The sequence below is a fragment of the Gemmatimonadaceae bacterium genome, from assembly GCA_036003045.1.
Taxonomy (GTDB): domain Bacteria; phylum Gemmatimonadota; class Gemmatimonadetes; order Gemmatimonadales; family Gemmatimonadaceae; genus JAQBQB01.
On record DASYSS010000014.1, the window covers coordinates 19348 to 41283 of the forward strand.

Annotated in this window: 15 protein-coding genes; 6 read left to right on the forward strand and 9 right to left on the reverse strand. The window is 65.6% G+C overall.

What is annotated here, in order from left to right:
* Positions 1 to 201 precede the first annotated feature (201 nt).
* Positions 202 to 1446: an ankyrin repeat domain-containing protein gene (locus VGQ44_01655; protein ID HEV8445486.1), complete on the forward strand. Its 1245-nt coding sequence runs from the start codon at positions 202 to 204 to the stop codon at positions 1444 to 1446.
* Positions 1447 to 1489: 43 nt separating this feature from the next.
* Here VGQ44_01655 and VGQ44_01660 read toward each other — a convergent pair whose 3' ends face one another.
* Together VGQ44_01660 and VGQ44_01665 are read right to left on the reverse strand one after the other, a co-directional pair.
* Complete coding sequence (locus VGQ44_01660; protein HEV8445487.1) at positions 1490 to 1732, reverse strand: hypothetical protein; 243 nt, start codon at positions 1730 to 1732, stop codon at positions 1490 to 1492.
* 109 nt (positions 1733 to 1841) lie between these two features.
* Positions 1842 to 2432 carry a hypothetical protein gene (locus VGQ44_01665; GenBank protein HEV8445488.1) on the reverse strand — a complete coding sequence of 197 codons (591 nt, stop codon included), beginning with the start codon at positions 2430 to 2432 and terminating at the stop codon, positions 1842 to 1844.
* Between the two features lie 230 nt (positions 2433 to 2662).
* Here VGQ44_01665 and VGQ44_01670 point away from each other — a divergent pair, with 230 nt between their 5' ends.
* The gene (locus VGQ44_01670; protein HEV8445489.1) at positions 2663 to 3271 is read left to right on the forward strand and encodes a hypothetical protein; all 609 of its coding nucleotides are present in this window, start codon (positions 2663 to 2665) and stop codon (positions 3269 to 3271) included.
* A gap of 7 nt (positions 3272 to 3278) precedes the next feature.
* Here VGQ44_01670 and ggt read toward each other — a convergent pair whose 3' ends face one another.
* Positions 3279 to 5072 (reverse strand): gamma-glutamyltransferase, encoded by a 1794-nt coding sequence (ggt, locus tag VGQ44_01675; protein ID HEV8445490.1) that lies wholly within the window; start codon positions 5070 to 5072, stop codon positions 3279 to 3281.
* The gene (locus VGQ44_01680) at positions 5069 to 7255 is read right to left on the reverse strand and encodes a prolyl oligopeptidase family serine peptidase (GenBank protein ID HEV8445491.1); all 2187 of its coding nucleotides are present in this window, start codon (positions 7253 to 7255) and stop codon (positions 5069 to 5071) included. The genes ggt and VGQ44_01680 overlap by 4 nt, the downstream gene beginning before the upstream one ends.
* A 182-nt stretch (positions 7256 to 7437) precedes the next feature.
* On the opposite strand from VGQ44_01680, the gene VGQ44_01685 reads away from it, so the two are divergent.
* Positions 7438 to 8052, forward strand: coding sequence for a cytochrome P460 family protein (locus VGQ44_01685; protein HEV8445492.1), 615 nt, complete (start codon positions 7438 to 7440; stop codon positions 8050 to 8052).
* Positions 8053 to 8058: 6 nt separating this feature from the next.
* On the opposite strand, the gene VGQ44_01690 is transcribed toward VGQ44_01685, so the two are convergent.
* Positions 8059 to 10515, reverse strand: coding sequence for an ABC transporter permease (locus VGQ44_01690; GenBank protein ID HEV8445493.1), 2457 nt, complete (start codon positions 10513 to 10515; stop codon positions 8059 to 8061).
* 124 nt (positions 10516 to 10639) lie between these two features.
* Here VGQ44_01690 and VGQ44_01695 point away from each other — a divergent pair, with 124 nt between their 5' ends.
* Together VGQ44_01695 and VGQ44_01700 are read left to right on the forward strand one after the other, a co-directional pair.
* Entirely contained in the window at positions 10640 to 12550 is a 1911-nt protein-coding gene (locus tag VGQ44_01695) for a PAS domain S-box protein (protein HEV8445494.1), read from the forward strand.
* Positions 12551 to 12724: 174 nt separating this feature from the next.
* Positions 12725 to 14218, forward strand: coding sequence for a hypothetical protein (locus tag VGQ44_01700; protein ID HEV8445495.1), 1494 nt, complete (start codon positions 12725 to 12727; stop codon positions 14216 to 14218).
* A 300-nt stretch (positions 14219 to 14518) separates the two neighbouring features.
* Here VGQ44_01700 and VGQ44_01705 read toward each other — a convergent pair whose 3' ends face one another.
* From VGQ44_01705 to VGQ44_01720, 4 genes are all read right to left on the reverse strand, one after another.
* Positions 14519 to 15793, reverse strand: coding sequence for a hypothetical protein (locus tag VGQ44_01705; GenBank protein HEV8445496.1), 1275 nt, complete (start codon positions 15791 to 15793; stop codon positions 14519 to 14521).
* 215 nt (positions 15794 to 16008) lie between these two features.
* Positions 16009 to 17364: a hypothetical protein gene (locus tag VGQ44_01710; protein HEV8445497.1), complete on the reverse strand. Its 1356-nt coding sequence runs from the start codon at positions 17362 to 17364 to the stop codon at positions 16009 to 16011.
* The gene (locus VGQ44_01715; protein ID HEV8445498.1) at positions 17361 to 18197 is read right to left on the reverse strand and encodes a hypothetical protein; all 837 of its coding nucleotides are present in this window, start codon (positions 18195 to 18197) and stop codon (positions 17361 to 17363) included. The genes VGQ44_01710 and VGQ44_01715 overlap by 4 nt, the downstream gene beginning before the upstream one ends.
* 291 nt (positions 18198 to 18488) lie before the next feature.
* Positions 18489 to 19664: an ATP-binding protein gene (locus VGQ44_01720; GenBank protein HEV8445499.1), complete on the reverse strand. Its 1176-nt coding sequence runs from the start codon at positions 19662 to 19664 to the stop codon at positions 18489 to 18491.
* Between the two features lie 148 nt (positions 19665 to 19812).
* On the opposite strand from VGQ44_01720, the gene VGQ44_01725 reads away from it, so the two are divergent.
* Positions 19813 to 21822, forward strand: a complete 2010-nt coding sequence (locus VGQ44_01725; protein HEV8445500.1) for a PQQ-binding-like beta-propeller repeat protein — start codon at positions 19813 to 19815, stop codon at positions 21820 to 21822.
* Positions 21823 to 21936 lie beyond the last annotated feature (114 nt).

Below are 21936 nucleotides of genomic sequence, written 5' to 3' on the forward strand. Positions count from 1 at the left end.
TGCGCATCGCTTGGCTCGCGTTCAATACCCGATTGGCGCGACGCGTTCGTGCAGCATACGTTAGCGGCACGGCGTGCAGGACGCCGCCAGTCCGCGGAAAGGCCCGAGACCACCTGAGAGAATTCGAAGACGACACGGTTCTTCACGAACCTCCTTCGCCCGATGGAGCGGACTCCGGGCATTCCGTCGAGGAGGTTTGTCATGAGCAACCGTCACTTTCCCGTCCATCCCAACCTTCGCCAACTCAAGAATCAGGCGAAGGATCTGCTCCGCGGCATTCGGCGCGGCGATCCCGACGCGATCGGCGATCTTCAGCAACACCATCCGGAGCAGCCGGATGCGGCCGACGCGAAGCTTGCCGACGCGCAGCTCGCGCTCGCGCGCAGCTACGGGCTCCCGAGCTGGCCGCGCCTCGTCCTCGCCTGCGAGGTGACCGACGCCATCTGCCACGACCGCGTGTCGCGACTGCGCGAGCTCATGATCAAACATCCGAGCTTGCTCACCGAGTCCGCACGCGGAACGGTGGGCGAGAACTGGGGTCCGCCGATGTCGTACGCGGCGAACCTGGGACGCACGCGCATCATCGAGATGCTCCGCCAGCTTGGCGCCGCGGATCTCGATCACGCGTTCGATCGCGCGTGTCTCCAGGGCGAGTTGGCTGCGGCGCAGCAGCTTTACGCCATGGGCGCGCGGCCGAAGCCCACCGCCCTCTTGGGGCCGGCCGAAACTCTTACCCCCAATGGCATGGCGTTCCTGCTCGAGCACGGGGCGGACGCGCGGTATGTCCCCGACGACGGCGGCACGCCAGCGGCGCTGGTGCTCGAGACGTATGTGCGCGGACCCGAGGGAAAGCACGCATGCCTGGAGCTGCTCGCGCAGTACGGCGTTGAACTGCCGGACACGCCCACGATGGCACTCCATCGCGGACGCATCGACTTGCTCGAGGCGCACCTCGGCCGCGATCCCAAGCTCCTCTCGCGCGTCTTCTCACACGCCGAGATCTACCCCCAGTCCATCGGATGTCACACCGACGAATCGCTCGCGCTCAACACCAGGCCGATCGGCGGCGCCACACTCCTCCACCTGTGCGTCGACTACGACGAGATGGCGATGGCGCGTTGGCTGCTCGCCCACGGTGTGGACGTGAATGCCCACGCGGAGGTGGGGGCGGACGGGTTCGGTGGACACACCGCGCTGTTCGGCTGTGTCGTCGCGCAATCGCAGCGCATGCGGAAAACGGACGATTTTGCGGCGCTCTTACTCGATCACGGCGCCGACCCGAACGTGCGCGTCTCGCTGCGCAAGCAGCTGCGCTTCGTGGGCGACGAATTGATGCACGAGTATCGTGACGTGACGCCACTGTCGTGGGGCGCGAAGTTTCACGATCGCGAGTTCGTGAGCGAAAAGGCGATGCGGCTCGTCGAGACACGCGGCGGCAGAGCATAGCGTCCACCCGCTAAGCAACCATCCGCCGCGCGCCAGGGCAGGTTCAGTAAGATATGCGCGCGATCACGTTCATGAGCGGGAGCGCGCCGACGCGAGTCCCTTCGAGACGCTTTTGCTCGATCCCCCCATCGAGTCGGCCGTCGTGCGTTCCGATTTCCATGGTCACGAGCGCGCCGCGCTCGGTGGAGGCGTGGTCCTCGTCCCTTCCCCACCATGGGCCGACGCCCAGGCGCGCGTAGTAGTTCCAGCCTCCCAGAGAGACGTGCGCGTCTCCGGCGACCGTCACTGCATTGAATCTTGTCAACGCCTGAGTGCAGTTCCCGATACAGTTCTCGTTGCACCCAAACAACGCACGTTGATCGCGATGAGACTGAGCAGAGTTGCCAGCGCGCGGCTCAAGGCAAGCGCAGGCCGAGGGTGATCGGAACGAAGCGAAGCGGCGTTCCTGCGAGGCTTTGATAGCGTGCTTGCGTACAGGCCACCACGCGCGCGAACGACGCTTCCAGGCCAACCGCCGCGTCCGAGCCGTTAAACCAGCGAGTCGGCTCGTTGAGCGTGAACGTCGACGCAGGCGAACTGCGCGAATGAAGCCAGTAACTGCCGACACCAACGAGGGCGTACGGGCGCACGGCCGTGTGGAGATTTGGAGCGCGGAGCGCGAGGTTCGCCGATGCCGAAAACAATCCGCTGACGGTTCGCTCGGAGGCGATAACGTTGCCGGCGAGATCTGTCGCCGCAGCGGTCGTGCTACCGAGGCTCTGATATCCGCCGTCCACCCGTATGGCGATCCAAGCCAGCGGCGTCCGAAACTCGGCAAGCCCGCCAAGCTGATAGCCGCGCTTGAATGCTTGCGCGCTTCCGGCTGGGGCGCTCCAACCGCCCTCGACTCCCAGCGACACCGGCCTCGAAGAGCTCTGGGCTGGAGCAACGGCGAGGGCGACGCTGCTGAGAAGGAACGTGATGAGTGCGGTGCGTGTCGCCGGCATTGCGATCCTTGGCTATACTCACATAACGGTCGGACGCGGCGTCGCGTCATCGCAAGTTGATTTAGAATATCAGGAACACGACAGCGCAAGTAGACAATGCAGCGCGTTCCGCAACGGCCCGCCGTGTGTGTGACCTCTGATCTTGGCTAACGATTCACTCCGGAGCAACGATGCATCTGTTTCGTCGGTGCCGGTCCGCTTTCACTGTTGCACCGCCGTCTTTCGTGCATGTGAGCGTGTGCGCCATCGTGCTGGCGGGCGCGCTCGGTCGCGCGGCGGACGCTCAGACTTCTTCCACGAAGTCCGAGGTTCGCGTGTTCTTCGGCTACGAGAATCAGCGCGCCGATCTCACGCCCACCTCACTCAGTACGCTCGACGGCGTCGCAGTGTCGCTCGAGCGATTGGTCCCCCCGGACCCTGGGTCGCTCATCCTCGATATTCGAGGCGGGTATCGGTCGGGCTCTTTCCCCGGTGAGTGCGAAGCACTTCCGACGCCGCCGTGCGTTCCGCCGACCCTTCACTCGACGAACGTTCAGTTCTTGCTGCTCGGCGGGATTCGAGGAAGCGTAAATGTTCGCGGAGGCCGGGTGTTCTTCGACGGCCTCGGGGGCGCCGGGTATTGGAGCGCCTCGACAACGGGAAGCGGCTTCATCATCGGAGGCAATGAATCCCAGTGGTCGCCGGCGGTGGAGGGCGGAGCGGGTTTCGACGCCAGGATTCGACCGCGCCTCGACGCGCGCGTGCGCGCATCGCTGTTGTTTACCGACTTCGACGACGAGATCTGGCAAACGTGGCGTCACCACCTTGGCTTGTCGGCCGGCATCGTGCTGCGGCCTTGATGGTCGGTCAGTAACCCACCGCCACGCCTCCAGACCGCGGCTCGCCCACTCCCTCGAGTCCGTTCCCCACGCGCATGATCGAATTTGCCGTCGCCAATTGACGCGTCCCGAGCGCGTGACCCATCGCCTTCAGTGAATCCTGAACGGCAACGGTGAGACCGTTCGGCTCATAGTCGAGACGATCGGGCAGCCCCTGATGATGCAGCCGCGGCGCGTGCATCGCGTCGGAGAGACTCATGTGAAACTCGATGACGTCGAGGATCACCTGCATCGTCGTCGTGATGATCGTCGGCCCGCCCGCGGCGCCGGTGACGAGCAGCAACTTGCCCTGTGGATCGAGCACAATGGTCGGCGACATCGCCGAGAGCATGCGTTTGCCCGGCTGCACGGCGTTCACTTCGCCTTGCACGAGGCCGTACATGTTCGGCGTTCCGGGCTGCGCGGCGAAGTCGTCCATCTCGTTGTTCATGAAGAACCCCGCGCCGCGAATCCAGACGCCGGAGCCGTAGCTGCCGTTGAGCGTCGTCGTCGTCGCGACGGCGTTTCCCGCGGCATCGACGACTGAATAGTGCGTGGTCTCCATCTCTTCGCCGCGTGCATGGAACGCGGGCGTCGCCGTGGCGTGGTGCGGATCGATCTGCGACGCGAGCGACTTGGCGTACGCCTTGTCGGTGAGCTGGTCGAGCGGAACCTTCACGAACGCCGGATCGCCCAGCTTCTCGTTGCGATCGGTGAACGACCGCCGCAGCGCCTCGGCGATCAGGTGGGAATATTCCGTGCTCCCCGGCGGCGGCAGCGGCGCGAAGTTCTCGAGAATGTTGAGCGTCTCGCTGATCGTGATCCCGCCGGATGACGATGGCGGCATCGTGAGCAGCGTGTAGCCGCGGTAGCTCGTTCGAATCGCGTCGCGCCAGATCGGCGTGTAGCGGCGCAGATCTTCCTTCGTGATGATTCCGCCGCCACGCTGCTCGTCCGCCACGAGCGAGTCGGCGATCGCGCCTTCGTAGAACGCTTTCGGCCCCTGCGCGGCGATCGACTCGAGCGTGCGCGCGAGATCGGGTTGCGTAAGGCGAGTGCCGGCCGCGAGCGCGTGTCCGTCCGGACAGAAGAGATCTTTTCCCTCGAAGCGGGCGATCAGCGCATTGCAGTTCCGTTCCCCCGTTCCGCCGCGACGACCGCCGCCGGTCCCGCTGTCGGTCTCGGGACGGCCGGTGAGGAATCCTTCTTTCGCGAGTCGAATCGCCGGCGCCATCACCTTGGCCAGCGGCATCGTGCCGTACTTGCGCAGCGCTTCGGCCATGCCCGCCACCGACCCTGGCACGCCTGACGCGAGATACCCGATCCGGCTCTTTTCCGTGAGCTTGCCGTTCTCCACGTACATGTCGTGCGTCGCGGCGAGCGGCGCGACTTCGCGATAGTCGAGCGTCATCGTGCGTCCGTCGGCCATGCGAATCGTCATGAAGCCGCCGCCGCCGATGTTGCCGGCGCTCGGATAGGTCACGGCGAGCGCGAAGCCCGTTGCCACCGCGGCGTCCACGGCGTTGCCGCCCTGCTTGAGGATTTCGACGCCAGCCTCGCTGGCGTCGCGCGACATGCTGACCACCATGCCGTGCTCGGCGAACGTACCGGGGATGCCCGGCTTGAATCGCCAGTCCGATGGAAACGCCGAGTGGATGACGGCCGCCGGACTGGCGGCGGCGGCGGGCGCGGACGCGGATGGAGTGCTCGAGCGATGGCAGGCTGCGAGCCCCGCACTCGCGATAAAGAAAGCGGCGAGCGAAAAACGAGCGCCGGCGCTCATCGAGCACCTCCGGGCGTCATGACCTCGGGCCGCAAGTTCTGCTTGAAGAACGCATCCACTCGCTGCCACGCGTCGCGCACCACGAAGCTCCGGTCGAAGTAGTGATACTCTCCCGGATAGACCATGAAGCTCGCGAGGTCGCCTTTCCCAGCTTTGAGCAGATGGTCCATCAGCAGCACCGAATGAATGAACGGCACGTTGACGTCCGCCGTGCCGTGCAAGATCAGGAGCGGATGCTGGATCTGATCGACGTGTGACATTGGTGCCGCCTTCGCGTAGACCTCGGGGTGTTCCTGCGGCGTCCCGATGCGGCTGGTCGTCCAACCGCCGTGGTATGGGTCGTCGTAGTATAGCGTGTAGTCGGCGACACCCGCGACGTCCACCGCCGCGCGGAACCACGTCGGCTCCTGCGTGATCGCGAGCAGCGTGAAGAAGCCGCCGTAGCTCAGGCCCCACACGCCGATGCGATCGTTGTCGACGTAGCCGAGGGTCTTGAGATACGTGGCGGCCATACGCGCGTCTTTGGCGTCGTTCCCACCGACGTCCATGTAGACGTCGTTTCGCCAATCGCGGCCGTAGCCGATGCTGCCCCGATAGTCAGGCGCGATGACGACGTATCCCTGTTGCAGCAGGTATTGATGAAACTCGTAATACACGGCCTCGTTGCGATCGGTGTGCCAGCCATCGTAGTTCTGGTTCACGCCGTCTGGATGAATCCACACGACCGCCGCGTGCTTCTTGGTGCGGTCGAGATTCTTCGGCACGAAGAGCCACGCCGGCACCTGTTTCCCGTCCGGGCCTGGATAGTGGATGAGCTCGGGCGCGACGAGCTGCGACTTGTCGATGCCCGCCGGCATCGACGAGGTCAAACGCGTCACCTTTGCGTTCGCGCCGGCCTCGGCGACGTAGAGATCGGCAGAGTTCTGAGAGTCGGTGTGCTGAAAAAGGAGACGCTTGTCGTCGGGTGACCACTGCGGGGCAGTGTTGGTTCCACTGCCTGACGTGACCGCGACGATCGTCGCGGTGGCCGGATCGTCGCCGACCGTCGCGACCTCGATCTGACGCGTGCCGGGTTTGGCGGCCGTGTTCGCGTCCCACGCGATCCGCTTGCTGTCGTGCGACCACACGGCGCGCCAATGCTCGCCTGGCGTTTTCGTGAGCTGAACCGGCGTGCCGCCGGTCGCCGGCACGACGTAGATCTGATCCCAGCCTGTGACGTCGCTCGTGTACAACAGCCACCGCCGGTCGGGCGAGATGGCGTTGTTGGTCGTGTTGACGGAACTGAAAAACTTCGCGGCCGTGTCCACATGAAGAATCACCGGCGGGCCACCGTTGGCGTCGACGGACTCGGTCGTTCGCGTGAGCCCATTGTTCGAAGTTCGCGTCACGAGCGTATGCGTCGCATCGAGTCGCGCGCCGCCTCGACCGAAACCCCCAACCGCTGCACCCGCCAGCTGTGTGGTCGGTCCACCGGCTGCCGGAACCGTGTACGTCGTGCCGCCGCGGCCTCCCCCACCGCGACCGCCTTCGGTCGCGACGAAGATCAACTTCGGGCCGATCTCTGGCGGCGACGCGTAGTGTTGAATCGGTCCGCCGGCGCCGCCGCCAGCCGTATAGGTGAGGCTCTCGCCGTCGGAGGTCCACGCCGGCGTGCCGATGATGCTGTCGGAGTGCGCGACCGTCCGATCGGTGTTCGACGCGATGGTATGGACGACGAGATCGAAGCCACGTGCGACGTTCGCGACGAACGCCACACGCTCGCCGTTTGGCGAGAGCGAGAAGGCCCGCCCGTGCACGGCCGACGGCCACGCGGCCTGTGGCGTACCGCCTTTCACTGAAACGGCAAGCAGGCCACCGTCCCGCGGAAAGAAGAAGGTCTGCCCGTCTCTGCTCCAGAAACTCCCGGCACCACCCTGCCCGTCAGGATAGCTCGTCAACGCGACGGCCGGCCCGCTTCCGTCGGCCGGCGCGGCCCACACATTGTTGACGCCTCCGTCGTCGTACGTGAACCAGATGTGGCTGCCGTCGGGCGTCCACTGGTGCCCCGATGGATGCTTGATCTGAATGAGCTGATCGATCGTCAGCCTCGACGCGGATCGGGTGGGGGGCTTGGGAGTCTGCGACTCAACCGCACCCGCGAGCAGCCCCATGGCGGGAAGCGCGAGCAGCCGGGATGTATGCATGCCGCAACACTACTTCAAAGGCATCCGTTCGTCGACTACCGGCCGGCGCCGCTCGATCTGAGTGGGCGAGCGGACTCTGCTCATCGATACCACTCCGCGCTCACTCGCGTAGTCGATCCGTCGCCGGCACGATCGCCCACAGACCCCGTGACTGATCGCCACCGAAGTTGCCCCCAACGGTCGTGGACATTCATCAGACTCACACCGCTTCGGCCCCCGCCGAGTCGGCGCAGCGCGCGTACCGCACGCTCGGTCACTTCTCGCGCGACAGCCCCGTCGACGATGTGCACTATCTACGCATGCCGAACACCACACACACCCGGGCACGCGCCGCTGTCGCCCTCACGAGTCTTTCGCTCGTAGTCGCATTCGCGGCACCGCGCTTCATCGGAGTCCCATACCCGACCGGATTCCGCCAATGGACGCACATCAAGTCCATGGTGGTGTTGCCATCGAGCCCCGCGTTCTCGACCGGCGGCGGCATGCATCACGTCTACGCGAATGCCGCGGCGATGGGCGGCTTCTCATCGGGACACTTTGCGGACGGCTCGATCCTCGTGTTTGATCTCTTGAAGGCCTCGGAGAACGCCGGCGTGATCGCGAGCGGCGACCGCGAACGGCTCGACGTGATGGTCAAAGACTCGAGACGTTACGCGGCCACGGGCGGATGGGGATTCGAGCGGTTCATGGGCAACGACACCACGCCGTCGCTCACGGAGGAGCATCGCAAGCTCTGCGTCGAATGCCACGACCAGCGAACGGATCATGACCGCGTGTTCAGCGCGTTCGTGCGATAGACTCCGCTACTCCCCGCGCAGCACGTTGGCGATGTCCGCACGCACCGCACGCCTCGCCGGAACAAGACTCGCGCCCAGCGTGGCGATCACCAAGAGCAAGAGAATCGCGAGATACGTCGCCGAGTCGCCCGGCGAGACACCGAAAAGGAACGGCCCGAGCAGGCGCGTGCTCAGCCGCGCGCCGAGCAATCCGGCGAACATGCCCGCTGCCGCACCGATCGACGTGCCGGCGATGACCGTGACGGCAATCGACCGCGCCATGGCGCCAAGCGCGGACCGGATCGCCAACTCGCGCGTGCGCCGCGCGACGGCACGCGCGGTCACGCCGTAGATCCCCACCGCGGCGAGAACCGCCGCGACGATGCCGAACAGCGACACGAGCAGCGCGCGGTAGCGCTCCTCGGCGAACGAGCGGCTCAACATCGTGGACATCGTCTCGAGGCGCTGCGTCGTCGCGGGCGGCGCCAGCTCGGCGACGACCTTCCGCACCTGCGGTTCGAGAGCGGCGGGGTCATCCGTGGTGCGAACGAGCAGCGACAGGACCCACGAACCGCGTCGCTGCGCCACGGGCGTGTAGACGGTCGCCTGAACGTCGCTCGACAACCGCTGAAAGTGGACGTCGTCGACGACACCAACGATGGTGCGCCACTCGTTCTGATACTTCACCCGCTTGCCGACGGCCGATTCGTTGGGAAAATCGCGGCGCGCCAGCGAGCTGCTCACGATCACGACGAGCGGCGCTCCCGCGCGATCCGCGTCCGTGAAGTCGCGCCCCGCTCTGAGTGGAATGCCGACGGTGGCGAAGTAGCCGGGGATCGTCACGCGTTGCTGCGCCTCGTGGCGCGGGCCGGTGTCACGAGGGCCGCCGCCCGGACCTTGCTCGGGCTCACCTTCGGGTAGGACTCTGCTGCTCGACGACCCTCCGCTGAACGGCGGTTGGTCGCCGGCCGTTACGGCGGTCACGCCGGGCAGCGCGGCGAGACGCCTGATCACCGCCGATTGGAACGCGCGCGTAAGGTTGGAGTCGCGATACGCCACACGTGGTAACGACGGCTGGTCGTAGATGAGATGCTCGGTCCGGAACCCCGGATCGACTCGAGAGATCCGCTGGAGCGTGCGCGTCAACAGCCCGGCGCCGACGAGCAGCACTACGGACAGCGCGAGCTCAACGGCGATGAGCGTTCTCTGAAGAGCGGCGCCGCCCCGAGCGCTCTGTCCGCCGCCGCCGCGCAACAACGTACCCGGCCGCGACCGCGACAACGTCAGCGCCGGCGCCAATCCAAAGAGCACGCCCGTCGCGAGCGACACGAAGAGCGACACGGCGAGGACGCGTCCGTCCACCCGCACGTCGGCGAGACCCGGGATTCGCGGAGGCGCGATGGCGACCAGGATCCGTGTGCCCCACCACGACAGAACCGCGCCGAACACCAGTCCGGCGAGTGAGAGCGAGATGCTCTCGACCAACAGTTGGCCCACCAGTCGCCGCGTCGATGCGCCGAGCGCGGCGCGCGCGGCCATCTCTTGTTCGCGGGCGGCCGCCTCGCCCAACAACAGCGTGGCCACGTTCACGCAGCTGATGAGCAGCAGCAGTCCCGCCGCCGCCAACAACACATAGAGCGGCCCACGCGCGTCGCGCGTCTGATCGACCTGCCACTCGGCGACCCGCGTGCCTTTGTCGGCTTGGTCCTTTGCGGTCGGCGACAGAATCCGCGCGACGTCGGCGCGAGCTCGATCGATCGTGGCACCGGGAGCGAGTCGCCCGATCGCCTTGTAGCTGTGATTCGTGCGCTCGGAGTAGTCGTTCGCGTCCTGCCCCACGGGGACCCAGAATCCGATCGGCGCGGTGCTGGCGCCCACGATCTGCCCCGTGCGTCCCAGCGTGAGCCCCGGCGGCAGCACGCCGACGATGGAGAACGGGACGTCGTCCAGCCGTACGACTCGGCCGACGATGTCGCGCGCACCGGCGAAGTCGCTCTGCCAAACCTCGTACGACATTAGCGCGACCTTGGCGCCGGTCGGGGTGTCCTCGTCGGGCGAGAAGGTGCGCCCCACGATGGGAGACACGCCGAGCGTCGCGAGCAGCGACCCGCTCGCCCGAATGGTGCGCATCTCTTGAGATCGTTCGCCAACCGAAAGTATTGCCCGTCCGCTGCTCCACATGGCGACGCTCGAGAACGACGTTTGCTCGCGAGCGAGATCGCGGAATTCGGGCTGCGACAGCGGAATGTTCTCCCACATCGACGCGAGGATCTCGTTCTTCTTCCACTGCGGATACGTCTGCCAGATCGCGACGAGTCGTCCGGGCTCGGGCAGCGCCAGCGGTCGAAGAAGGACGCCGTCGACCACGCTGTAAATGGATGTGGCCGCCCCGATGCCGATGGCGATCGTGGCGATGGCGATCGCGGCCAGGGTCGGCCGGCGGCGCCACGCGCGCACGGCAAAGAACGCGTCACGAAAGATCACGGTCGTCTCCCGGGGAAACTCCGGGATTGAGACAGGCGTCGCGCCCGCTTGGTTGGGAAATGACCCGATGCGCTGGCGACGCGGGCGCGCGGGAACCATACTCCGAGAATCCCTCGACGCCGTGATGCCAGAGACCCAACCTCAGGATCACCACGAATTTGCGCCGCGCGAGCAAGGCGATTCCGCCGATCGCGCGCTCGCCAACGCCCTGCCCCACATCATCTGGACGGCGGACGCACAGGGGGAGCTCGAGTGGGTCAACGATCGCTGGTTCGAGCTCACGGGGCTGACGGAAGAGCAGACGCTCACCGACAAGGGAGCGCTCGAACCCGTGCATCCGGACGATCGCGACGAGCTGTGGCGCCGTTGGGCTCACGCGCTCGAAACCGAGACGCAGTTCGAAATCGAGTATCGCATTCGGAATCGGGACGGCGAGTATCGGTGGCACCTTGGACGCAGCTCACCGCTGCGCGACTCGAGCGGCAAGGTCGTGCGTTGGCTCGCCGTGGCAATCGACATCCACGACCGCCATGCCGCCGAAGACGCGCTGCGGGCCTCGGAGCGAAGATTCGAAACCGTATTCGACCTGAGCCCACAAGCTCTCGCCATCACGCGCGCATCGGACGGACGCTTCCTCACGGTCAACGACGCGCTGGGCAGGCTTTTCGGCTACAGCCGCGAAGAGTTGCTCGGCAAAACGTCCGTGGAGCTCGGAATCTGGTCCGCCGAAGAACGCGTGGCGTTTGTCGAATCGTTGAACGCCGGGTTGCGTCCGAGCGTGGAGCTCACGAAGCGGCGAAAGGACGGCCAGATGATCCGAGTCGCCCTCTCGAGCGCGAAGTCCGAAATCGACGGCGTGCCCTGTTTGGTGAACTCGGTCACGGACGTAACGTCTCAACGGGCGAATGAGGATGCGCTCCGGCGGGCCGATCACCTGAAGGACGAGTTCCTCGCGCTGCTCTCCCACGAGCTTCGCAATCCGTTGACGCCGATCCTCACATCCGCGCGGCTTCTCGAGCGCCAAGTCGACGCGGAAGGCCGGCAAGACGTCGACGTCATCGTCAGGCAGGTGAAACACCTCGTGCGCCTCGTGGACGACCTGCTCGACCTGTCACGCGTTGCTCGCGGAACGGTCAACCTCTCGAAAAAGCGGCTCGATCTCGCCGCGGTGGTGTCGCGCGCGGTCGAATCGACGTCGCCGCTCTTCGAGGAGCGGAGTCACCGCCTCGAGGTCTCGATTCCCGAATTGGGACTCGAGGTCGAGGGCGACGAGGTGCGGCTGACGCAGGTGGTCGACAATCTGCTCTCGAACGCCGCGCGCTACACGCCGCCCGGCGGCGTCGTAACCGTGACGGGCGCGCGCGAAGACGACAACGTCGTGCTTCGCGTACGCGACACCGGGATCGGCATCGACACGTCGCTCCTCCCGGACATGTTCGACTCGTTCGTGCAAGGCGCGCGCGGACCCGACCGTGCCGGAGGCGGACTGGGTATCGGATTGTCGCTCGTTCGCACGCTCACCGAGTTGCACGGTGGAACCGCGACGGCGCACAGCGACGGGCCGGGAAAAGGGGCCGAGTTCAGTATTCGCCTGCCGAGCGCGGCGACGTCGGGAGGTGCGACAGCCAGCGCCTCCGAGCAGGACGCGCATGACACGACTTCAACGAGCGCGCGCGTTCTGCTCGTCGACGACCATAGCGACGTCGTCGAGGGGTTGTCGCGTTTGCTGTCCGTACTCGGCTACGACGTTCGCGCCGTTCGGAATCCGATCGAGGCGATCGAAGTCGCCGAGTCGTTCCGGCCGCAGTTCGCCATTCTCGACATCGGCCTGCCGACGATGGACGGCTACACGCTGGCGCGAGAGCTTCGCGCCCGTCTTTCCGACACGCCGCCCACGCTCATCGCGCTGAGCGGCTACGGCCAACCACAGGACCGCTATCGCAGCGACGCATCCGGCTTCGCGGTCCACCTGGTCAAACCGATCGACGTCGACGAGTTGGTCGCCGCCCTCGTACCGTCATCCGTTCCGGTCTGAGTTTTCGCTTCCGCCGCGGATCGCCGCAACGAGCGCGAGACGCGCAACTATCGCGGAGCCTGATGTTCTCATCTGTCCACCCGTCCACCCATCCACCCGTCCACCCCAAGAATGAGCGATAGTTTGGAAGTCGTCAGATCACCCGGCAACTCACCGTCGCGCGCCAGGTCCACCATGCCGAATCGTGCTCGAACGTTCGCTGCAATCGCGCCGGAGCTCGTTCTCGTGCTGACTTTCGCCGCGACCGACGCGCGCGCGCAGCAGGCGGGCTCGCCCGCGAACGCAAGCGTCTCCGCGTCCAAGGCGTGGACGGCGGCCGAAGACCACCAGCAGATGATGGAGCAGCTCGGGATCAAGGCGCTGAGGCCGGGACCGAGCGGCAACGAGCAGGATGCGAATCACGCGAATTACGACGAAGCCAAGGCGAATCCTTTTCCCAACCTGCCGGACCTTCTCACGATGAAGGACGGACGCAAGGTCACGAGTCCCGCGCTCTGGACCCGGCGTCGCGCCGAGTTGGTGGAGGATTTCGAGAGGGAGGTATACGGTCGGATTCCGAAGAACGTGCCGCGACTGACGTGGAGCGTCGTCGCGACCGACACGGCGACCATCGCGGGGCGACGCGTACTTGGCAAGCAGCTCACCGGTCATGTCGACAACGCCGCGTATCCCGAGATCACCGTCGACATTCCCGCGACGCTCGTCGTGCCGGCTGATGCGAAGGGACCGGTCCCGGTGATGATCATGTTCCGCGGTGGAAATCTCGATCAAGCGCTCGGGCGGCCGACGCCGCCCCCCGCGACTCGTCCCGCGTTCAACTTTCCGCCACCGGCGCCCGGCAGCGACGCACCCGCGGCGGAGCAACTCATTCTCGACGGGTGGGGATTCGTATTCTTGAATCCAACCGCCGTTCAGACCGACAACGGCGCGGGGCTGACGAAGGGAATCATCGGTCTCACGAACACGGGACAACCGAGGAAGCCCGACGACTGGGGCGCGTTACGGGCGTGGGGCTGGGGTGCGTCGCGCGTGCTCGACTATCTCCAGACCGACAACGCGGTCGACGCGACCAAGGTCGGCGTCGAGGGCGTGTCGCGCTACGGCAAGGCGGCACTCGTCGCGATGGCGTTCGACGAACGGTTCGCGCTCGTTCTCATCGGCTCGTCCGGCGAAGGCGGCGCGAAGCTCAACCGTCGCAACTGGGGTGAGGCTGTCGAGAATCTCACCGGCACGGGCGAGTATCATTGGATGGCCGGCAACTTCCTCAAGTACGGCGCCTCGGACGCCACCTTCGGCAGCAAGAACGCCGGCGACCTGCCTGTCGATTCCCACGAACTGCTCGCGCTCTGCGCGCCGCGTCTCACGTTCGTGAGCTACGGCGTCCCCGAACGCGGCGACGCGAAGTGGCTCGACCACCAAGGCAGCTACATGGCCGCCGTCGCCGCCCAGCCGGCGTTTCGTCTGCTCGGCGCCAAGACCCTCGGGGTATCCGACGACTACGCGAAGGAGAAGATGCCGCCAGTAAACGTCGGACTGCTCGACGGGCAGCTCGCATGGCGACAGCACGACGGCGGCCACACGGACGGGCCGAACTGGAAGTACTTCTTGTCGTGGGCGGATTACAACTTCGGACGACGGTATACGCCAGCGCCCGCGATTCGGCCGTAAGCGGTAGAGGCGGCCGAACTGCGTAACGACGCTGACGTCCTTAGGGCGCTGACGTCCTTAGGGCGCTGACGTCCTTAGAGCGCTGACGTCCTTAGAGCGCTGACGTCCTTAGAGCGCTGACGTCCTTAGAGCGCTGACGTCCTTAGAGCGCTGAAGTCCTTAGAGCGCCCCTTACAGCGCTGATTCCCCCACTGCGCTTCTCGGTCGTCAGCGTCGTTAGGACGTCAGCGTCGTTAGGACGTCAGCGCTCTCAGGACGTCAGCGCCCTCAGGGACGTCAGCGCTCCTATGTGCGGTGAGGTCATCCAGGCCCCGTCTTCATGTCGGCCGAAGTCTTCGCGCTGAATTGCAAGTCATAATTGTTCGGCGTACGCGTGTGGAAGCTCTTGTACGTGGCCGTGTGGATGTCGTGCTCGAGCGGTGGCGACGAGTTGATCGCGCCGGTATCGACGCGAGCTGACAGCCCGCGCTTGCACATCTCGGCCCACATCTTGTCCGCGTCGAACGGCGAGACGCCGAACGAGATGTGATTCATGACGGCGCGACGCTGGGCGGGCATCACGAAGCCCGGCGCGAACGCGTTGCCGTTCTGGCCGCTGCGAATCAGCAGTCCACCGATCTCCTTCGAGATCTGCGTCTCGTTCTGGCTGCCTTCGTCGCCCAACCCTTTCCAACCAAGCAACGCCTCATAGAACGCGACCGTCTCCTTGTAACTCGTGCACTGATAGGAGATGTGATCGAGGTACATCGTCTTCCAACCCGTCGGCTCGAAGGGCAAATCGACGTTCAGCTTTCCGTTCGCGGGTCCCTTGCGGCGATTTTTCTTGTTGCCGTTGGTGATCCAGACGTCCATCCCGTCCGGGTCCTTCACGTGAAAGCTGCGGAAGTCGTCGCCGCTGTGGTCCGCGACGGGATTGAGGCCGCGCGATTTGAGCGCCGCTTCGACCTTGTTCGTGTCCCACGGCTCGATGCCCCAAGCAAAGCCGTCCCAGAGTGCGCCGCCGCCTTCGATCCCGGCGACTCGAGGAGTCGTGCACGCGGCCATGTGGCTCGGGTCGTCACCGCGTCCACCGCCGCCGCCGCCACCACCACCGCGGCCGGCACCGCCGCCGCCGCCGCGGCCGCCGCTCGTATCACCAGCCTGTCGCGCTGCGCCCCCGCCCCCGCCCCCACCCCGACCACCCTGGCCCTGGCCGCGCGCGGGTGGCGTGTAGCCGCCGCGAATGCGCACGCCGCCCCAGTCGCCGATGTCCATGTAGATCTCTTTCCCGTCGTTGCTGCGCACTTTCCAGCCCAGGAAGGCCGCGTAAAACGCAGCCTCCTTCTCGGCGTCCGTGACCTGCATGTTGAAATGGTCGAGCAGCACGGTCTTGAAGCCGGTCGGCTCAAACGGCGCCTTCATCGGCGTCTTGATGCACGCCGCCGACGTGTCGCGGTCGCGCCCCGCGCACTGCCCTTGCCCGAACGCGCGCGAGAGGGGCAGCGAGACGGCCGCGAGGCCGAGCGCTTGAAGAAGTTGGCGACGCGTGAGCGTGCCGCGATCGTAGGCGTCGAAAAGGGGAGTCGGATCGGCCACGAGAAAGCTCCTACGCGGATGAGAGAAGTTGGGGCGGGTGCAGTTTCGGCTTTCGGCAGTTTCGGCTTTCGGCTTTCGGCTTTCGGCAGTTTCGGCTTTCGGCAGGTCGGCCTTGGGCGGTTTCGCCGCTTCGGCTTTCGGTCGTTTCGGTCTTCGGCAGTTTCGGTTTTCGGCAGTCTCGGCTTTCGGCAGTCATCAGCGCGTCAGACGTACTACTACGGTATCACCCTCGGTCTCGCTGTAACCTTCCGGGCCGCGACCAGCGAATCGAATTCGGCCTGCTCGAGATAGGTCACGTCGATCCAGTTGTGGGCCATCTCGTCCACCGTCCGGTCGCCCCAGCCGACCCACTGGTTCGGATCGGGGTTGTTCTTGTTGGCGGCGGTGTTGTCGTGCCACGCCGTGAAGGCGAGCGTCGTGCCTTTGGGAAGAAGGGGCGCGACGTCGTCGGCATAGACGTAGTTGATGTGCCAATTCCACTGGAAGTTCTTGACCTGGCTCAGCACTTCCTTGCGGCCGTCGGGATAGATCGCCTCGAGCGACATCGCCGTGCCGCGCATGTGCATATGCGGCTGGAAATTTTCCAGACGCGCCGGGGCCTGCAGCACGTAGAAGTTCTGCGTTATGGTCTTCTCATTGGGCGGAATGTCGAGATCCGAGTTTCGCGCCACGTTGAACATCGTCAGCACCGTGCGATGCTTGGGGACGAAGCCCTTCGGGTAGAAATAGATCGCCAGCTCGACCTGGCTGTCCTTGTACTCCTCGCCGATGGCGTGCATGTGGATCTCGTACCGGATCTTCGAGCCGGGGAGCATCAGCTTGCCGGCGTCCTTCTCGTAGATCTGCCCCGTCTTGCCGACGGCCCATTCCATGAACAGGCCGGGGTTCATCTGATGGTCGTGAGCGGTGCTGGCGAGGCCGGTGACCTCCGGCTCGTCTTGAATGAGATACGCGAGCACGTGGTGAACGATTTTGCGATCGCCCGGCCGCACGGGCTTGATCTCCATCGCGCGGACCCAACGCGGCTCGGTGAGTCCGGTCTCGATCGTCGGGCGGAACCACTTGTCCTGCGTGTGCGCCGCCAACGTGTACGGCGTCGAGCGGATGACGAGATCCGGCGGTCCGCCCATCTTGTCGGCGAGCTGCCAGCGATTCGGATCGGCGAACGCGCGCGGCGGCGGCTCGTCGGACGGATTGCCGCGCGGCGTGCCGTCGTCGACCCAGTTCACGATCGTGGCGATCTGCTCGTCGGTGAGGCTGCGATCGTTCTTGAACTTCTGGATGCCGACCGTCTTGTCGATGTGCCACGGCGGCATCAAACGGTTCGCGACCTTCTCTCTGATCGCATCGGCGTTGTCGACCGCGTCCTTGTACGTGAGGAGCGACATCGGCGCGATCGAGTTCGGCTGATGGCATTCCTGGCATTTCTGCTGGAGAATCGGCGCGACGTCCTTCGCGTACGTGATGTCGCGATGCGTCGTCGCGACTGCGGGCTTCGGGCGGTACAGCGCCGCCGGCAGTGCCAGCGAAACGACGCCCACAACGGCGAGAGTCGAGGTGTACAGCCTCATGGCGTCACCCTCACTTTGACGAATGCGTTGGTCCAGCAGCACTGCGCGTGTCCCGCGGCTGTGACATCGGAGTCGTTCGCGCGCACGCGAAGTACGTAGTCACCGGGCTGACTGAAGGTCGCCGTCGTCGTCGCCTTCCCGCCGGTCGGGGTGAGACGCGTGCTCGCGGGCGAGAAGACGACTTGGGCCGGGCCTTGATGCGTGAACCACGTCACGACCACCGGGGCCCCACCGCGTGAGAGCGCTCCGACACCGGCTCCGTCGTCGACCGCGGTGAGCGTGATCGAGAGCGGCTTGCCCACCGCGGCCGATCGCTCGACCGTGATCCCCGCCGGGCCGCGCCCTTGCGCGCCTCCGTCGTCGAAGCTGAGTGACGGCGGCGTGTTGTTCGAGCCCGCCTCACCTTCGAGCGCGTCGATCTGCCATTCCTCGCGCAGACTGCCGGGAACGGAGAACGTCTGGCCGTGAACTTTGATCGTCCAGACGACTTTCTTCTGGTCGCCGAAATCGGCCGGCACTCTGACCGCAAACACGCCCCAGTTTCGGCGCGGATACAGATAGGCCGGCTGTCCCTGATTGGCGTTTCCGGGGCTGACGAAGTTGTCAGGCCCGATCGGCACCGACAGGACTTCGGTCGTGTTGCGGTTGTAGTAGCCGAACGAGATGCTGTAGCTCCCGTCCGGATTCTTGTACCACCCCTCGAACGCTGGGGTCGCGCTCTGGCCGCTCGGCGCCGCCGGGGAGAGAGATGCCTGAGCAACGGCCACCCTTGGGATGACCACAGGGATGGCCGCAAACGCGCACGCCACGCACCGTTTGATCACGAGTCGCACGCCGGTCGTCCCTCTCGACGGATAGGGGCAGCGTGAAGTTGGCCGCTTGGGCCAGCGGGAGGCAAGGGTATTGGACTCCCGAAACCCGAGACTCCCGAAACCCGAGACCACCGAACGCCGAAGACTGCCGAACCCCGAAACTACCGAACGCCGAAGCTGCCCAACTCCGAGACTGATCCGTACGGCACGTGCTGTTTTCGCCGCCGTTGGGACGGCAGCGCCGTTAGGACGTCAGCGCCGTTAGGACGTCAGCGCCGTTAGGACGTCAGCGCCGTTAGGACGTCAGCGCCGTTAGGACGGGATCGGCAACGTAAACGAGAAGCTTGCCCCGCCCCCGGCATTCGGCTCCGCCCAAAGATGCCCGCCGTGCGCCTCGACGATCGAGCGGCTGATCGAGAGACCCCAGCCCATACCGTCGGGCTTGGTGGTGTAAGACTCGCTGAAAATCCTTTCGCGGTCGACGTTCGCGAGACCGATGCCGGTGTCGCTCACGGTCAAGCGAGCCGTGCGGTCCGGGTTGACGCCCGCGGAGATCGTGAGGCGCCGCGTACGCTCTCCCTCGAGCTCCTCCATCGCCTGGATCCCGTTGCTGATCAGGTTGAGGATCACTTGGCGAAGCTGGATACGGTCGCCGCGGATGGTGCCGTCGTTGACGTCCAGCTGCACCTCGAGCGCGATGCGATGCTCGGCGAGCGTCGACGAGACCATCATGCAGACTTCGTTGACGATCGAGGCCAAATCGATCGGCGCCTGCTCGGGATCGCCGTGGCCAAACAAGTGGCGCGTGTGATGGATCACGTCTCGCGCGACACGCGACGACTCGAGGACGTCGTGCAGGCTACGCCGGACCTCGGCGAGGTCCTTCGACTCGCGCTCGAGCAAACGCAGCGAGGCGCGCGAGTTGGCCATGATCGCGGTGAGCGGCTGCGCGAGCTCGTGCGCGATCGACGCGGCGAATTCGCCCAACGTCGCGAGCTTCGAGGCGCGGAGCAACTCGAGCTGCGCGTTGTGCAGTTCCTTGATCGCCCGCTTCTCGACGGTGACGTCTCGCACGATGCTGAGGATCTTGTTCGATTCGCAGCGGACGCAACGCGCCTCGAACGCCCCCGTTTCGCCTGACGGGAGCGGTACCTCGTATTCGACGAAGACCGGTTCCTCGCCCGCCAACAAGCGCTTGAACTTCTCCTCGAACAGCGCCGTCAACGGCGGCGGCAAAATGTCGCGCATGTTTCGCCCCATGAACTGCGAGGGCGGAACGAAGAGCAAGGCGTCGTCCTTCGCGCTGTAGTCGACGTAAACGCCGTCGCGCGTTTGGACGAACATGAGGTCGGGCAGCGCCCGGAGAATCGCGTTGTTGCGCGCCTCCGTCCGCCGGCGGCGCGTCCTGCTGACGAGGAGCGCGACGATCCACCCTGCCTGGGCAGCAACGAGGAGGGCGACGGCGCCCACGATCATCGCTCGGGACATCCTGCGTCTCTATGGCCTTGGTTGGGGAGGGGAGTTCCGCTAAGCCTGCAAATAAACACCGGGGGACGCCAGACTACGCGCGGCATTCCGGTTTTCGCTGCGCCGCGCCATCATTCGCCCCGACCTCTGGCCACCGGGTGGGACACGAATGGCGCGCGACGTTCGCCGACCGATTCGCGGGTTGACGCTTACAACTGTTGCACTGATCGCCGTCGCATGGCCGCTGCCCGGCCAGGGCACTCCGCCCTTCACAACGAGTCGCGGAGACTGGCCGAGCTATGGTGGCGACACGCGCGGATCTCGCTACTCGCCGCTCGATCAGATCGGCGCCGGCAACTTCAGCTCGCTCGAGGTCGCCTGGCGCTTCAAGACCGATTCGCTCGGCCCACGTCCCGAGTACAAGCTCGAGTCCACTCCGCTCGTCATCGGTGGAATCCTTTACACGACCGGCGGAACGAACCGAGCGGTCGTCGCGCTCGATGCGGTCACCGGGGCGCAAAAGTGGGTGCACCGAGAGGATGAAGGCCCACGCGGCGCAGCCGCGCCTCGTTTGCTGTCGGGACGCGGTCTCGCGTACTGGACCGATGGACGCGACGAGCGAATCCTGTACGTCACGCCAGGCTATCGGCTCATCGCGCTCGACGCGAAGACCGGGGCGCGGATTCCAAACTTCGGCGTGGAAGGGGCGGTCGATCTCAAGATGGACATCGACCAGACGATTCTGCCGGACTTGGTCACGGGCGAAATCGGCTACCAGGGAGCGCCGGTCGTCGGCCGAGACGTGGTCGTCATCGGCGCGGCGTTTCGCGAGGGAACCGCGCCAAAGAGTTTCAAGAACAATAAGGGCTACGTCCGCGGCTTCGACGTCCGGACGGGCAAACGTCTTTGGATCTTCCACACGATTCCGCAGAAAGGCGAACCGGGCTACGACACCTGGTTGAACGGCTCCGCGGACTACACCGGGAACACCGGTGTCTGGTCGCAGGTCACGATCGACGAAGAGCTCGGCCTCGTGTATCTGCCCGTCGAGTCGCCCACCGGTGACTACTACGGTGGACATCGTCCGGGCAACGATCTCTACGGCGAGAGCCTCGTGTGTCTCGATCTCCGCACAGGCGCGAAGAAGTGGCACTACCAGATCGTGCACCATCCGATCTGGGACTTCGACATCCCCGCGGCGCCGATCCTCGCCGACATTAAAGTTGACGGCAAGACCATCAAAGCCGTCGCCGTGCCGACGAAGCAGGGCATCTTGTATACGTTCGACCGTCTCACCGGAAAACCGGTGTGGCCGATCGACGAGAAGCCGGTCGAGAAAGGCGACGTGCCCGGCGAGTGGTATTCGCCGACGCAGCCGATGCCGACCAAGCCGCCTGCATACGCCAAGAACGGAACGTCACTCGACGATCTGATCGACTTCACGCCGGAGCTGCACGAACAGGCGGTGGCACTGGCGTCGCGCTTCAAGCTCGGCCCGATCTTCACGCCGCCGGTCGTGAGCAAGGCCGAGGGACCGCTCGCCACACTCGCGCGCGGCCCGACGAACGGAGGATCGAACTGGCCCGGCGGCGCTTTCGATCCCGAGACGCACATGTTCTACGTCGCGTCGTCGAATTCGGCGGCCGTGGTGCTCGGTCTCGTGCAGCCGAGCAAGGATCGCTCGGACATGGATTGGATCGCCGGCATGGCGCCGCAGCCCGGCGGCGGACGGATGGGCGGTCTCGCGGTGCAAGGCCTGTCGATCTTCAAGCCGCCCTATGGAACGATGACGGCCATCAACCTCGACAAGGGTGAGATCGCGTGGCAGGTGCCGCACGGCGAAACGCCCGACGCGGTGCGCGAGCATCAAGCGCTCAAAGGGATGACGATTCCGCGCACGGGACAGGGGGGCTTCATCGTCGGAACGCTCGTCACCAAAACGCTCGTCATCGCCGGCGATCCGCAGGTGACGACGCTTCCCACGCGCTCGCGCGGCGCGATGCTCCGCGCCTACGACAAAGCGACGGGCGCCGAGGTGGGCTCTGTGCTGCTCCCTGCCCCGATCAGTGCGTCGCCGATGACGTACGCGGTGAACGGCCGGCAGTACATCGTCGTGGCGGTGAGCGGCGGGCCGTATTCGGGGGAGTTCATCGCGCTGAGGGCGCCGGCTGGCCGGTAGGCGGTGGGCCGGTGGACGGATGGACGGATGGACGGGTGGACCGGTGGACGGGTGAACGGACACAACTCATTTTGGCGCAACGATGGGCGTGACCTAGCGAGTTGCTCCAGCCAG